12 protein-coding genes and 1 pseudogene are annotated in these 14874 nt (G+C 45.7%); 6 read left to right on the top strand and 7 right to left on the bottom strand.

The features are described 5' to 3' along the window. Positions 1-55: 55 nt before the first annotated feature. The 5 genes from H6F66_RS14230 to H6F66_RS14210 form a co-directional block, all read right to left on the bottom strand. Positions 56-1039, bottom strand: a complete 984-nt coding sequence (locus H6F66_RS14230) for an alpha-ketoacid dehydrogenase subunit beta (protein ID WP_190422324.1) — start codon at positions 1037-1039, stop codon at positions 56-58. Positions 1040-1271: 232 nt separating this feature from the next. Further along, positions 1272-1616, bottom strand: coding sequence for a DUF4870 domain-containing protein (locus tag H6F66_RS14225; RefSeq protein ID WP_190422322.1), 345 nt, complete (start codon positions 1614-1616; stop codon positions 1272-1274). Between the two features lie 164 nt (positions 1617-1780). After that, a complete protein-coding gene (locus tag H6F66_RS14220; RefSeq protein ID WP_190422320.1) occupies positions 1781-2680 on the bottom strand; it encodes an ATP-binding protein in 900 nt (299 codons plus the stop codon). Further along, positions 2640-3863: a PAS domain-containing protein gene (locus tag H6F66_RS14215; protein ID WP_190422318.1), complete on the bottom strand. Its 1224-nt coding sequence runs from the start codon at positions 3861-3863 to the stop codon at positions 2640-2642. Before H6F66_RS14215 ends, H6F66_RS14220 begins: the two co-directional genes overlap by 41 nt. Then, positions 3794-4342 carry a hypothetical protein gene (locus tag H6F66_RS14210; RefSeq protein WP_190422316.1) on the bottom strand — a complete coding sequence of 183 codons (549 nt, stop codon included), beginning with the start codon at positions 4340-4342 and terminating at the stop codon, positions 3794-3796. The genes H6F66_RS14215 and H6F66_RS14210 overlap by 70 nt, the downstream gene beginning before the upstream one ends. A 406-nt stretch (positions 4343-4748) precedes the next feature. Between H6F66_RS14210 and H6F66_RS14205 the strand changes: the two genes are divergently transcribed. The 6 genes from H6F66_RS14205 (at position 4749) to H6F66_RS14180 (ending at position 14086) form a co-directional block, all read left to right on the top strand. Next, positions 4749-6398, top strand: coding sequence for a peptide chain release factor 3 (locus H6F66_RS14205; protein ID WP_190422314.1), 1650 nt, complete (start codon positions 4749-4751; stop codon positions 6396-6398). Positions 6399-6644: 246 nt separating this feature from the next. Next, positions 6645-9242, top strand: a complete 2598-nt coding sequence (locus H6F66_RS14200; protein ID WP_190422312.1) for a zinc metalloprotease HtpX — start codon at positions 6645-6647, stop codon at positions 9240-9242. Between the two features lie 426 nt (positions 9243-9668). Further along, positions 9669-11273 (top strand): cyclic peptide export ABC transporter, encoded by a 1605-nt coding sequence (locus tag H6F66_RS14195; RefSeq protein ID WP_190422396.1) that lies wholly within the window; start codon positions 9669-9671, stop codon positions 11271-11273. A gap of 267 nt (positions 11274-11540) precedes the next feature. Then, positions 11541-11750, top strand: a complete 210-nt coding sequence (locus H6F66_RS14190) for a hypothetical protein (protein WP_190422303.1) — start codon at positions 11541-11543, stop codon at positions 11748-11750. A gap of 16 nt (positions 11751-11766) precedes the next feature. Beyond that, complete coding sequence (locus H6F66_RS14185; protein ID WP_190422301.1) at positions 11767-12579, top strand: lycopene cyclase domain-containing protein; 813 nt, start codon at positions 11767-11769, stop codon at positions 12577-12579. Between the two features lie 46 nt (positions 12580-12625). Next, entirely contained in the window at positions 12626-14086 is a 1461-nt protein-coding gene (locus H6F66_RS14180) for an RtcB family protein (RefSeq protein ID WP_190422299.1), read from the top strand. Between the two features lie 35 nt (positions 14087-14121). Here H6F66_RS14180 and H6F66_RS14175 read toward each other — a convergent pair whose 3' ends face one another. Both H6F66_RS14175 and H6F66_RS14170 read right to left on the bottom strand, forming a co-directional pair. After that, positions 14122-14595: a hypothetical protein gene (locus tag H6F66_RS14175; protein WP_190422297.1), complete on the bottom strand. Its 474-nt coding sequence runs from the start codon at positions 14593-14595 to the stop codon at positions 14122-14124. Between the two features lie 78 nt (positions 14596-14673). Continuing rightward, a pseudogene (locus H6F66_RS14170) lies at positions 14674-14874 on the bottom strand (IS701 family transposase); the annotation flags it as partial.

The raw sequence follows: 14874 nt of genomic DNA, 5'->3' as shown, positions 1-14874 counted from the left end.
CAGCAGTTTTGATGGTTAGTCTAGTAGGACAGGCGAGATACCTGTCCTAGACAAATTAAACTTGTAGGGCCATCATCTTCTGCACAGCTTCGACAATTTGCTCTGGTTGCACAATTGTCAGCCGTTCCAGATTTCCGTTGTAAGGTGTCGGGATATCCTGCGAAGAAAGTCGCAGCACTGGTGCATCTAGCTCATCGAATAAGCGATCGCTAATTGATGCTGTCAATTCCGCAGCAATTCCACCAGTTTTCATACATTCTTCCACGATGATTACCCGGTGGGTTTTCCGCACGGAAGCACCAATGGTATCAAAGTCTAAAGGCTTGAGGGAAATCAGGTCAATCACCTCTGGATCGAAACCTTCCTTTTCCAAGCTTTTCACAGCTTGCATGACGTGGTGACGCATCCGCGAATAGGTAAGAATTGTCACATCTTTACCTTGTCGCACCACTTCTGCCTTATCCAAAGGCAACACATAGTCTTCCTCTGGCAAATCTTCTTTCAAGTTGTACAGGAGGACGTGTTCAAAGAATAAAACTGGGTTATCGTCGCGGATAGCGGCTTTTAGTAGCCCTTTGGCGTTGTAAGGTGTGGAACAAGCGACAATTTTTAGACCAGGTACTGCCTGAAAATAAGCTTCTAATCGCTGAGAGTGTTCTGCACCCAGCTGACGACCGACACCGCCGGGGCCGCGAATCACCATCGGGATTTTGAAGTTACCGCCGGAGGTATAGCGTAGCATTCCGGCGTTATTGGAGATTTGGTTGAAGGCCAAGAGCAAAAAGCCCATGTTCATGCCTTCAATAATCGGTCTTAGTCCGGTCATAGCGGCACCAACTGCCATCCCTGTGAAGCTGTTTTCCGCAATGGGGGTGTCTAGTACGCGCAAGTCGCCATATTTTTTGTATAAGTCTTTGGTAACTTTGTAAGAGCCGCCGTAGTGACCAACGTCTTCACCGAGAACGAATACAGCTGAATCGCGTGCCATTTCTTCGTCTATGGCTTCGCGGAGGGCGTTGAAGAATAAAGTTTCTGCCATTTCTAGGGTAAGGAGGAGTGAGATTTAGGTTCAGACTAGGATTTTACCGTTTTGGGGCAGTGAATTTTGCAAGCGATCGCACATCACAAGCATTTGCAATCAGGATGCACCAAGCGACCCAGTATCTAAGACATAAAACCCGTTTTCGAGAGAAAACGGGTTTTATATTTCTGTTTTATGTGTCTACTTAACTATAGCCACGAAAGATTTAGCGATCGCAACAGCCTAAAGACTACAGTAAGCGAAAAATAAAGGCATAGCGGTAAGCTTGGTCAGTATTGCTCAAACTATGGGTAATTGCCAAAATTGTTAGCCCCCAGTGGAGAAGAAACCCTAAAGGCACCAGGATAGGGCCCAGTAAACCAAGGGTTAGAAAAACTAACACTCCAATAATCGCCCCATACAACCATACATTGAAGTGGAAGTTGATGGCTTCCTTCGCATTTTCTTTCACAACTGGGTCTTCGGATACGAACCAAATCGCAATCGGTAGCCCGATAGACACAAGTGCAGTGCTAAAAAATATTGAGCCATGAGCTAGTGCCGATAGCAACTTCCGCTTGTCTGTGTCGTACATCCTTCCCCCTAATGCAGATAATTCTTTTCTGTTGACTTGAATGTAACACGCGATCGCCGGGGGTGAGCCGCACTCTTAAAGCGGCTTCCCGTACCTGAAAAAGGCTCTCCTGCGAAAGTAAATAAGCACAAATAAATTTTGCTTATTTTTTCGCTAATTACCGATTAGCAATTACCAATTCCCACTTTTTGCTGAATCGGAATCTGGATGGCGAATTCCGTCCCTTGAGTTGGTGCGGAAACACACTGCAAGATACCGCCATGCTTTTTCACAATTTGATAGCTGATTGACAACCCCAAACCAGTTCCCTTGCCAACGGGTTTAGTGGTAAAAAATGGGTCAAACAGCCTACGGCGCACCTCTTGGGTCATGCCACAACCATTATCAGCAATCCGAACCACTACCCAATCGTTTCCCTGAAATTCGGTGCTAATCCGAATCTCTGGGATTGGGGATTGGGGATTGGAAGGACTCTTACTTAGCCCCAAATCCCCAGCCCCTTGTGCTTTGTCCCCAGTCCCCAGCCCCCAGTCCCCAGCCTTCATATCCAGCGCATCAATGGCATTAGTGAGGATATTCAAAAATACCTGATTCAGCTGCCCTGCATAACACTTGACTGGCGGTAGCTTCCCATACTCTTTAATTATTTTAATTTCGGCGTGTCTTGCTCCTTTTTCCCAAGCTCGCGCCTGAGAATGCAGGCGGTTTTGCAAAATCAGCAGTGTGTTGTCAATACGTTCGTGGATATTGACAGCCTTTACCTCCGCCTCATCTAGCCGCGAGAAGTTCCGCAAAGATAAGACAATCTCGCGGATGCGGGTTGCTCCATTCTTCATTGATGACAGAATTTTGGGAAAATCTTGTGGGAGAAAATCCAAATCGAGTTCCTCACTCAAAATCTGAATTTCAGCAGATGGTTGAGGATAATGTTGCTGGTAAAGGCGTACCAAAGAAACCAATTCTTGGGCATACTCGCTGACGTGAGTAAGATTGCCGTAGATAAAGCTGATTGGGTTGTTAATTTCATGAGCCACACCCGCCACCAACTGTCCCAAACTGGACATTTTTTCGCTTTGAATCAGTTGTTCTTGTGTGCGTTGGAGTTCTTGGAGGGTATGTTCCAACTGTTGGTTTTTTATCTCTCAACTCTGCTTCTGATTGTCGTAGAGCGTTTTCTGCTCGTTTGCGATCGCTAATATCAGCTACGATGGCACCAATAGCCATCGGTTTGCCATCCTCTCCGGGTATGGCAAATTGAGAAGCCACCCAATGACACATCACCCCTAGTTGATCCGCTTTTTCACTACACCCTTCAACGTTGAGAACCGATTCCCCGGTTGTCAGTATCCGGCGATAAATCGGCTCAATTACTGATACAACATGGGGAATAACTTCACCAATTGGTCTTCCGATAAATCTTTCCACATCCAAGCCACAGATTGTTTCTGCCAACGCTTCGTTGACTTGCAAATACCGCAGTTGGTCATCTAAAATACATAGTCCTACAGGTGCCGCTGTGATAAAGGAATTTAACAATTGCTCGCGCATTGCTAATTCTTTTTCTAGTATCTTGCGCTCGGTAATATCTCGCGCCACAATGATAACCGAGTCTTCCTGAATTGGTGAAATGCTATTTGCAAACCAATATTCATTGTCTCCAATTATCATGCTGTATTCTGTATTCACCATCTGCCTTTGTTCCAAGGCGCGGCGGATATTGGCCAAAAAGGCATCAGCTTCTGCTTTAGGAAAAACGTCGTGCAGGGTTTTGCCTAGTAACTCTATCGGTGGTTTGTAAGATAGGGAAGGATTTGTTGGAGAAATTTTTAGATAGCTACCTTTAGCGTCCATAACTATAATTACATCAGACATTGCTGCAAACAATGCTCTCAGTTCAGCGACTGTAGCTTGCAATTCTTGTTCTGCTAGTTTGCGAGCCGTAATATCTTCGTATGTACCAAGAATTCCAATTACATTACCTTCCGCGTTATGTAGCGGGACTTTATTTGTATCTACCCAAACTTCTGTACCATCAGCTCGAAGTTGGGTTTCGATTATGTGATACTCAGCTGTATCTGTTTCCATCACCCGTGCATCGCACTGGCGGAAAAAGTCAGACTCCTCGCGCTTCCAAGCCAATTGGTAGTCTGTAAGCCCAACAATATCCTCTGGATTTTTTAAGCCAGATGCGAGGGCAAAGTTGCGATTACAACCCTGGTAAACTGAGTTTCTATCCTTCCAGAACATGAACTGGGGGGGATATTGTCCATTGCCAGTTGGAGCTTTTCCTCGACAAGATAGCGCTCCTTAACTTCCTTTTCCAGCTTCCGATTGGCTTCCTCTAGCTGGGCGGGGCTGGGCAAGGTTAAGATTTTCGGAATCAACGACATCAGCACAATTCCAGTAGCAACGGACACTAGAGCCGTTAGTGCTTTCACTAACCCCGAAATCCAATATATCGGGTGCCACAGCGTCCATATCTCCAAAAGATGCCCTGTGCTACAAGCAACAATAAACGTGCCAAATAAGATGAAAATCCAGTCGAAGGGCAAATCGCCTCGCTTGCGGACAATTGTCACCAGTAGCAAGGGAATTGAATAATAAGCTAGCGCAATCAAAGAATCTGACAGGATATTTAGCCCCACTAGCCCTGGTTTCCAGAGGTAGCAGTGTCCGTGAGGAATAAATTGATTTGAAGTAAAAATATTTTGTAAAATTTCTAACATAAAATTTTCTTATTTTTGGCGCTTTTACCCAGATAATAAGAACCCGTATCGAGCCAATGCTTGGGGCTGCATGGGTAATTCATTTTTTTGTAGAGGGTAGATAGGGTCTCTTCAGAAGAATTGCCCAATTATCGACCGTAGCCATAGTTATAACTGCTGACGGCTGAAGCTCCTAAAGTGCAGTAATGGGATTCATTTTAATTTTGCTCATTACAGCAGGGCTGTTAATCCGAAAATATACGGAAAGTAGCGATCGCAATATCCCTGATAACGTTAAAAATACGGGCAGTTTAGGTGGTTAATGGCACCTACATGATATAGTAAATATATAAAGAGAAACTTAAAGCTTTATAATTATTAGCTTTGATAATTATTATTTTTGCAAAGTAACGAACAAATTATCAGAATGGTAACTGATTCACATCTCCAAGAAACGACGATCAAAGCCGAATTACAACAAGCAGTTGAGCGGCGGCGCAACTTTGCGATTATTTCTCACCCCGACGCGGGTAAAACGACGCTGACGGAAAAGCTTTTGCTGTACGGAGGCGCAATTCACGAGGCGGGAGCAGTCAAGGCGCGACGGGCGCAAAAAAAGGCAACATCTGACTGGATGGAAATGGAGCAACAGCGGGGAATTTCGATTACCTCGACGGTGTTGCAGTTTGAGTATGAAAATTGTCAGATTAACTTGCTGGACACTCCTGGACACCAAGACTTCAGTGAAGATACTTATCGCACTTTGGCAGCAGCAGATAATGCCGTGATGCTGATTGATGCGGCTAAGGGTTTGGAACCGCAGACACGGAAACTGTTTGAAGTGTGTCGGATGCGAAATCTCCCCACTTTTACTTTTGTAAACAAACTCGATAGACCAGGACGCGAACCGTTGGATCTGCTGGATGAAATCGAGCGGGAGTTGGGGTTGGAGACGTATGCGGTAAACTGGCCGATTGGGATGGGCGATCGCTTCAAAGGTGTCTACGACCGACGAGAGAAAAAAATTCACCTGTTCGAGCGCAGCGAACACGGTAAGCGCGAAGCCATTGATACGGTTGTAGAATTAGGCGATCCTCGGATTGAAGAACTTTTAGAGCCAGAGCTTTACTACCAACTCAAAGACGATTTAGAACTCATAGAAGGCGTGGGGTCAGAACTTGACTTAGATTTGGTTCACGCTGGCAAAATGACACCCGTATTCTTTGGTAGCGCCATGACCAACTTTGGTGTGGAGCCGTTTTTAAACGCCTTTCTCGATTATGCCTTAAAGCCCGGTTCGCGCAACTCCACCAACGGCGAAATTCCCCCGACTTATCCAGAATTTTCTGGCTTTGTCTTCAAACTCCAGGCGAATATGGATCCGAAGCATCGCGATCGCATTGCCTTTGTGCGCGTCTGTACTGGTAAGTTTGAAAAAGATATGACGGTAAATCACGCCCGTACTGGCAAAGCTGTTCGTCTGTCTCGTCCCCAAAAACTATTTGCCCAAGACAGAGAATCAATTGAAGAAGCGTATCCCGGCGATGTGATTGGTTTGAACAATCCCGGCGTATTTGCGATTGGTGACACAATTTATACTGGTCAAAAGCTGGAATATGAAGGGATTCCCTGCTTCTCGCCGGAAATCTTCGCTTATCTGAAAAATCCCAACCCTTCCAAGTTCAAGCAATTCCACAAAGGCGTTTCCGAATTGCGGGAAGAGGGTGCAGTACAAATCATGTACTCGGCGGATGATGCCAAACGCGACCCAATTCTGGCAGCAGTGGGACAACTGCAATTTGAAGTGGTGCAGTTCCGGATGCAGAATGAGTACGGCGTTGAGACTTTGTTGGAATTGTTACCTTATAGTGTGGCGCGTTGGGTTGATGGTGGTTGGGAAGCGTTGCAAAAAGTTGGGCGATTGTTCAACACTGTCACGGTGAAGGATAGTTGGGGTCGTCCGGTGCTGTTATTCCGAAATGAATGGAATTGTCAGCAGGTGCAAGCAGATCACCCAGAGCTGAAGTTGAATGTCGCAGCGCCTGTAGTTGCGGGACAACAACCAGTGGAGTTGTAAGGTAAGAATAATTTGTGCGGTAGGGGCATGGCATTGCCATGCCCCTACAAAATGTCGCAATTTTCTAAGGGTTGTATGAAACCACCCTGCCTCCCTGCAAGCCCAGAGGGAGAGAATAAATGATACAAATTGTAGCCAAGATGCTACGGATATAGGAAAGATTTTGGGCGAGGCAAAATCCCAAATTTTGATACTTGAGAGCAGAAGTATGGGTATCTTGGAAGGACGCCGAGTGAAAGAATTTTTATGGCTTCTCTACCTGACCCATCTCTGGACGATGGTCTAACAGCCCTGAAACAGGGAAATTACCAAGATGCGATCGCTCACCTTGAAGGTGTCTGCGAAGTTGATCTCAGTTCAAAGTCAGTCGTCCGCGCTCAGATGGGACTGGTGGTTGCTTACGAACGCACTGGCAAAATTGAGAAAGCGCGATTGCTTTGTGTCGCCCTCAGTCAAAGCAAATATCCCAAAGTTAAAAGCTGGGCGGAGCCTATCAAAGCTAAGTTGGATCAACGTTATCCTCAACCGCCGCAAAAATCTGAACCTTCACCAGAAACGGTAGATTTCACGGGGTTTGCCCCTCTCAACGAAACAACGCCAGCGCTAGAACCACTACCAGCATCCGATGTCACGGGGTTTGTCCCTCTCAACGAAACCCTATCTCCACAAATCCGCACGGGGACGGGTTCTAATATTGCTGATGTGCCTTTACAAACAACTGCAAGTCCGACACCAAGGGACACATCCCAACCTGATAAAAAAGACGTAAGTGCACCTGTACAAAAGGCAGTAAAGGGGAATACACAAGCAGAGTCTCCCCGATCTGCTTCCCGGTCAGATGCGAACGAGAATAAACCACTCTTAGCGGCGGCAATTTCTGAGACACCTTCTACTGATAACAGCAGTAAAGATGCGGATGAATTGCCTGTTGAACAGACCCGATCGCCTGCGTCTTTACAATGGAAGCAAGCTGGACGCGCCCAAGGATGGAAAGCTATGAAAGCAGTACAACAAGAGCGTTTGTGGTTGCTTCAGGCTGGAGTTGCGATCGCTTTATTTTGGGCGATTTCGCTTTTACTTCAGTTCGTGATGACGGCGACGAACAACTTCTTGCTCAATATTCCCTTTTTGCAACCTATCCAAGCTTTTTACGAACAACCAACCGGGGTTGTAGTAATAGCGCTGCTGTTGCTTGCGTGTCTGTCGCCTTGGATACTCGATCTTATACTCAAGCACTTTTATGGCATCCAACCCCTGTCTCTTTCTGGGCTGTCTAAATTCAGCCCAGAGGCAGCTAAAATGTTACCGCGCTATTGCGGACAAAAGCGCTTAAAGTTGCCAACTTTAAAGATATTACCTAGTAGCGCTCCAGTTGCACTCACGTATGGAAATTTGCCTCAAACTGCCCGCATCGTAGTTAGTCAAGGGCTATTAGATCAACTGGCAGATGAGGAAATTGCCGCCATCTATGCAGGTGAGTTGGGGCATATTGTCCAAAATAGGCTGGTAGGGATTGCGATCGCATTTGGGATGTTTCTAATCGGCGGCTTTTTCTACTTGTTAGGAAACGCAGATTGGGCGTTTAATTGTTGGTGGATTGCTTTAGCGTGTTTGCCGTTGGGAGCGAATTTGGCAGTAATTTCCCTGGTCGTCTTAGTCGCACAGCTTGCTTACATAGTTTATTGGCAAGTAGCGCGTTGGGGGGACAGCAATCAAAGCCCTGTACTAAAAATACCTGCGGCAGTTATTTCGGCTTTGAGTTACGGCTTATTTTGGTTAATTCGCGCTTTAGGTTTGTGGTTGTCGCGATCGCGATTTAATTATAGCGATCGCGTGGCGACAGATATCACTGGCAACCCCAATGGACTTACCCGTGCTTTACTTAAAATTGCCATTGGCATTGCCACTGATGTCAAACAACATCAATCAACTAGCTGGCTTTTAGAAAGCTTCGACTTACTGATGCCAGTGGGACACCGACAGGCGATCGCTTTGGGCAGTGTCACGCCTCTTACTACCTTTGAATCAGTTCTGCAATGGGATTGTCTCAACCCGTCTCGTCAGTGGATGACGATTAATAACTCTCATCCTTTAATAGGCGATCGCTTGTACTTAATATCCCTCTACGCCCGTCACTGGAAGCTGGAAACAGAACTAAACTTCACTCAAATACCCTCACTCAAAACCCCAAAAACGAAGCTAAGAACTCCAAACTCCAAACTCCTCTTACAAGGTGCGCCCTTTTTTGGCATCTTGTTCGGTTTAGCCTTGGGATGTTTATTTTGGCTGTTGGGTTGGATTGGTAGTTTCTTCGGAATCCGGCAACTCGTCTGGATGCTGGACGATTACTGGACTATTCTTATCGGTTGCTTACCGATAGGTTTTGGCCTTGGCACCTTTTTGCGGATTAATGCCTTCTTCCCGGATATCAAACCAGGCAACTTGCAAGACCCTAATCTGCCAAAGCTCTACGCCAGTACCGCCACTCTCCCTGTGGATAGTAAGCCAGTACGTATGCAAGGAAAACTCTTAGGGCGGCGAGGGATGAGTAATTGGCTGGGACAGGATTTAATCTTGCAAACCGACACCGGTTTAATCAAGTTACACCATTGCTCCCAACTAGGCCCAATTGGCAATCTTTTACCCTCATCTCGTCCTGGCGACCTGATAAACCTTCCTGTCACCGCCATCGGCTGGTTTCATCGGGGGGCAACTCCCTGGATCGATTTGGAAACCCTGCGATCGCAAAGCGGTATAACCACTCGCTCCTACCATCCTATCTGGTCAACGATTTTGGCGTGTGCAGCTGCGGCTTGGGGAATTTACATTATTTGGCGCGGCTAGTAAATATCTCAGGTTTTTGTGCATCTAAATTTCTATAAATCTACACTTGGGGAGAGTCGTCGGTTGTCTGCGATCAAGTAAAACAGACGACAACGATTGACAAAAAACAATTAATTGGTACTAATTTGTAACGAAAAATTGCGATTTTCCTAGTAAGTATGTTACATTTATTTACATAGGAAAGTCATTATGCTAGACGCAGCTTCGCTTTTGGAACGATCGCAAGGGCCGCTTTTCCGTCTTGGCATCAGGTTTTCCTCCTCCCAACACAGCAAGCTTGACCAGCCCACGCGAGTGGCTGGTTTTTTTTTGCAGATTGGTTGTGTGTATGCTGTGTATGAGGATGGAATCCAAAATTTTAGTCACGTAGGGACATGGCATTGCCATGTCCCTACAGATGTATCGCACCCAACAAGTCAGACAAAAATGAATCTAATCGGGTTTCTTCTGCGTGAGTCTTGGGTTACAGTAGCGATCGCAGCCTTTACAGGTTCCATCAGTGGAGCTTGTAGTGCTTTCCTCATCGCCTCGATCAACAACGCCCTCAGCAGCAACAACACATCCACAAATCAACTACTCTGGGGTTTTGTGGGATTAGCAATCGTCACCCTTGTAAGTAGCTTAATATCCGGATTTTTGCTGGTTAGTTTATCGCAAGAAGCCGTTTATAAACTGCGACTGCACTTGAGCGGTTTAATTTTATCATGCCCCTTGCGCCACCTAGAAGAACTAGGAGCGAACCGGATTTTAGCAACATTAACAGAAGATATACAAGCAATCTCTACCGCAGTCTTCACCATTCCTTTCCTTTGCATTGACATTGCCATAATTTTCGGCTGTTTAGTTTATTTAGGCTCGCTTTCCTGGGTAGTATTACTAATAACGCTAGTATTTTTAGCTGTCGCCATTGGTAGTGTTCAATTTCTATTATCTAAAGCCGAGCGTCTTCTAAAACTTGCTCGTGACGAACAGGATCGGCTATTCAAGCACTTTCGCGCCATCACAGACGGAATTAAAGAACTCAAACTAAACGTTCGTCGCCGCGAAGCCTTCCTCACAGAAGAACTCCAAGTCACTGCTGCATCGTCACGAGATTACAGAGTCACCAGTTTAAGGATTTTAGCGATCGCTTCTAGTTTTGGCGACCTTCTCTTTTTCATCCTTCTTGGCTTATTAGTATTTGGTCTTCCCCAACTTACAACAATTAACACATCCGTTCTATCCGGATATGTCCTCACCCTTACCTTTATAATGCGGCCGATTCAGAGCATCTTACAAATACTACCCGGACTCAGCCAAGCCAGCGTTGCTTTACAAAAGATTGATACCTTAGGCTTATCTTTAGCCAGCCGTTCCGAAAATATTCCCAATCAACCTGACCCGCAGCCATTTTTCAAAAGTGTAGAACTCATCCAGATCAGCCACACTTATCGTAGAGAACAGGAAGAAAGTAATTTTACCCTTGGCCCAATTAACTTAACTTTTCATCCAGGCGAACTGGTTTTTATTGTTGGTGGTAATGGCAGTGGTAAGTCCACCCTTGCTAAAATTATTGCTGGTTTATACATTCCCGAATCCGGGGAAATTAGTCTGAATGGAGAAAAAATAACTGATAATAATAGAGAATCATATCGTCAGTTATTCGCCACAGTATTTTCGGACTTTTATTTATTTGAGCGAATTTTAGGAATTAATATTAATAACCTCGATACCCAAGCCCAAGAGTATTTAAGGCAACTTCAGTTAGAGCATAAAGTCCAGATAAAAGATGGCGTACTTTCGACCACAGACCTTTCCCAAGGACAGCGTAAGCGTCTTGCTCTCCTCACCGCTTACTTGGAAGATCGCCTGATTTACCTATTCGATGAATGGGCATCAGATCAAGACCCTTTCTTTAGGGAAATCTTCTACAAACAACTTTTACCCGAACTTCAAAGTAAAGGTAAAACCATACTGGTAATTAGCCACGACGATCGCTATTTTCATCTAGCAGATAAAACGATAAAACTAGACTACGGAAAATTAGCGTAGGTTGACTAACAGAACCCAACTACCAAAAGCATCAGATACGATAAATCGCCTGTGGAACAACTGCTAACTCTTCCATATAGGGATGCTTTTAAGCCTCTTACCTGAAAATCTCTGTATTTATAATAACAATTGAACTTCACACAAGGCTAACTCCTCTGGCAGAACTACTCTCCACGCTAAGGTAGTTCTTAAGAACGAGGTAGCCCAAGAGCAGTTTCTCGAAGATAGATAGCAGGAGAGTTATGTAGGACGCAAATAGAACCGCCAATGGAACCGAAACACGGCAATACAAATACAGCACGGGATCTGGTAAAACCGGAAGACAAGAACTCTGATCCAATTACTCAGGTACAACGGGATAGTGTAATTACCTCTGAAGACTTGCCCCCAAAACCATTTCGTATCAGCATTACCCTAATTACCCTGTTGCTTATTTTGCTTTTTGCTGGCTTTTACTTCGGTATCATTAACGTCTAGAACATCAGCAGCAACAATGACCTATTTGGCGTTTCACCTTGTCTTTATCCTGCCACCGCTCCTCCTACTGGCATGGCTTCAACGGCAACCCCTGGCTGGTATCGGAGGACTCAGAGCCTGGTTAGGGCTACCCCTGATTGCACTGGTTGCACTGATTTATACCACCCCGTGGGACAACTACCTCGTTTGGCGAGATGTGTGGCACTACGGCACGGATCGTGTGGTGGGTACGATTGGCTACGTGCCCGTTGAAGAATATTTATTCTTCATCCTTCAGCCACTCCTAACGGGTCTGTGGCTGTACTGGCTGTTTCCTCGCACCAGTGAACCAGCACAGCAGGAGGATTCTCCTTGGATGCGAGCCTCTGGCATCGTTTTCTGGCTCGTTCTCAGCATTTCTGGAGCTTTGATGTTGCAGTCAGATAAGACTGTGTACATGGGGCTAATTTTAGCTTGGGCAGGCCCCATACTGGCGCTACAGTGGGGAGTTGGAGCAAAGCAACTCTGGGCGAGAAAGGATGCTTGGCTGATTGGCACTCTGATCCCGACAGTTTACCTGTGGATAGCCGACCGCATCGCCATCGGACAGGGAATTTGGAGCATTTCTGAAGTATACAGCACGGGATTTAAGCTGTTTGGATTGCCGATTGAGGAGGCGACGTTCTTTTTAGTCACCAACCTCCTAGTAGTGCAAGGACTTTTACTATTTCTATTGGTGGGGAATGTGCGATCGCTTCTACCACTCATCTCTTTTCCCATTCTCAATAATGGGCGACCAGAACTTCCAAAAGCTCTTGCTCAGGTAGAGTCTGTAAACGATACGGTTTGAGACGGTTGCCTCTATTTTCCACACACCTTTTAGGAGTAAAACCGAGATGCCTATTAAGGAATTTCTAGAAAAAATTTCTGACACGGTATGGGAAATTCCGGTGTCCTACAAGGAAGGGATGCGCGTTCCCGCCCGGATTTATGGGACAGAAAAGATAATTTCCGAATTAGATGAAGCGGTTTACGACCAAGTTACGAATGTAGCGACGCTTCCAGGGATAACCAAATATGCGATGTGTATGCCTGACGGACACTTTGGCTATGGTTTTCCCATTGGTGGCGTGGCGGCGATGGATGTGGAAAAGGGAGGTGTGATTTCCCCCGGCGGGATCGGTTTTGATATCAATTGCGGAATGCGCTTGATGGTTACAAACCTCACCTACCATGAAGTCAAACCCTATATCAAAAAGCTGGTAGATAGGCTCTACGAAAGGGTTCCGGCTGGAGTAGGAAGCAGTGGCTTTGTGAAATTGTCGCGGAATGACTTTCGCCAAGTCGTCGAACAAGGCGCTCAGTGGTGCGTCAATAATGGCTATGGTTGGGAAGAAGATTTAGAACTCATTGAAGAAAACGGCTGCATTAAAGGTGCTGATTCTGCAAAGATTAGTGATAAGGCAATTGACCGGGGTTTCAATCAAATTGGAACTTTAGGATCTGGCAATCATTATTTAGAAATTCAAGTTGCGCGAAAGCTAGATATTTTCGATCCAGAGTTAGCCAAGACGATGGGAATTACCATGCCAGATCAGGTGGTGGTGATGTTCCACTGTGGTAGTCGGGGATTTGGTCATCAGGTGGCAACTGACTATCTGCAAAGATTTTTAAAGGTAATGGATAGCAAGTATGGAATTAAAATACTAGACCGAGAATTAGCTTGTGCGCCTTTTGATTCGCCGGAAGGACAAGCCTATTTTTCGGCGATGAAATGCGGCATCAATATGTCTTATGCCAATCGTCAAGTGATTCTGCATCGCATCCGCGAAGTATTTTCGGAAATTTTTGAACGTTCGGCGGAAGACTTGGGGATGCACATGGTTTATGATGTCGCCCATAATACCGCCAAGCTAGAGAATCATGTTGTGGATGGGAAAAAGCGATCGCTCCTCGTCCATCGTAAAGGTGCAACTCGCGCTTTCGCACCGGGAATGGCAGATATTCCGGAACGCTACAAGAATATTGGTCAGCCAGTTATCATTGGCGGCAGTATGGAAACCGGATCTTATTTATTAGTCGGCGTACCCACCGGCGACCAAACTTTCTTCAGCACTGCACACGGAAGCGGACGCACAATGAGTCGTACCAAGGCGCGAAAAGCTTGGAAGGGAGAAACACTCCTGAAGGATATGCAAAAGAAGGGTATTTATGTCCGCAGTACCTCAATGTCTGGGCTGGCGGAAGAAGCGGGTGCGGCTTACAAAGACATCGATGATGTGATTGAAGCGGCGGAGTTAGCGGGGATTAGTAAAAAGGTGGTGCGGTTGACACCGATTGGAAATATTAAAGGATGAAGCAAATTTAACATTTGCGCGATCGCCATCTTCTACTAAATTTCTGGCTTTTTAGGTTGCTCTAAAAACTCCAAATCTTTACAAAAGCTGGGCTTACCTTTTTTGAAGTCACTCAGCTTGTATTTGTAGAGCGTTCCTTGTTTGGCAAACACTAAATTACCCAGAAAATCCCAAGTAGCCGAGTCAACTGTAGAATCGAGAACATCGGGATATTCATCAAGCTTAAACTCAAAAGTGTATCCATGTTCCAAAAAACCTCTGTAATACATTTTTAATCTGGGATGATTTCGACTCGGCTGCCAATACCAGCCGTCGTCATTTTCGCATTTAACGATATAGTTTTTAGAATTCTCAACTTTTACATTCTTGCCGTAATTGTCTCCAGCTCTCATCCAACCATCCCGCTCTAACCTGGGGTATAGTACGCCTAAATCTTCTCCTCCAAACTGAGACTTTAACTCTCCCAATTTAAAAGGAATGCTTCCTTTTGGCTGTCCCCAACCATTCAATAACAGTTCTTTCTCATCTTTCCAATACCCCCCTCCAAACCACGTTCCTATATTGTCTGCCTCTAAGTAGGTCAGGAGTTACGCAGTTGGTACAAGAGTCAGCCAAGGAGCCGCTAAGTAGGAACGCACCGCCTCCCGAACAATACTGGCTTTGGACTCATACCAACTAATGCCAGTATTAAACCAATGCATCTCCAGGCGTAGAAACGCTCGAATCGCCAAACCAATGTGATTGCGTTGAGCACGAGAAGAACGCACTTGGGCTTTTTCAACCCCACA

Source organism: Trichocoleus sp. FACHB-6 (assembly GCF_014695815.1).
GTDB lineage: Bacteria > Cyanobacteriota > Cyanobacteriia > Cyanobacteriales > FACHB-T130 > Funiculus > Funiculus sociatus.
This window is presented reverse-complemented; position numbering and strand designations above follow the sequence as displayed.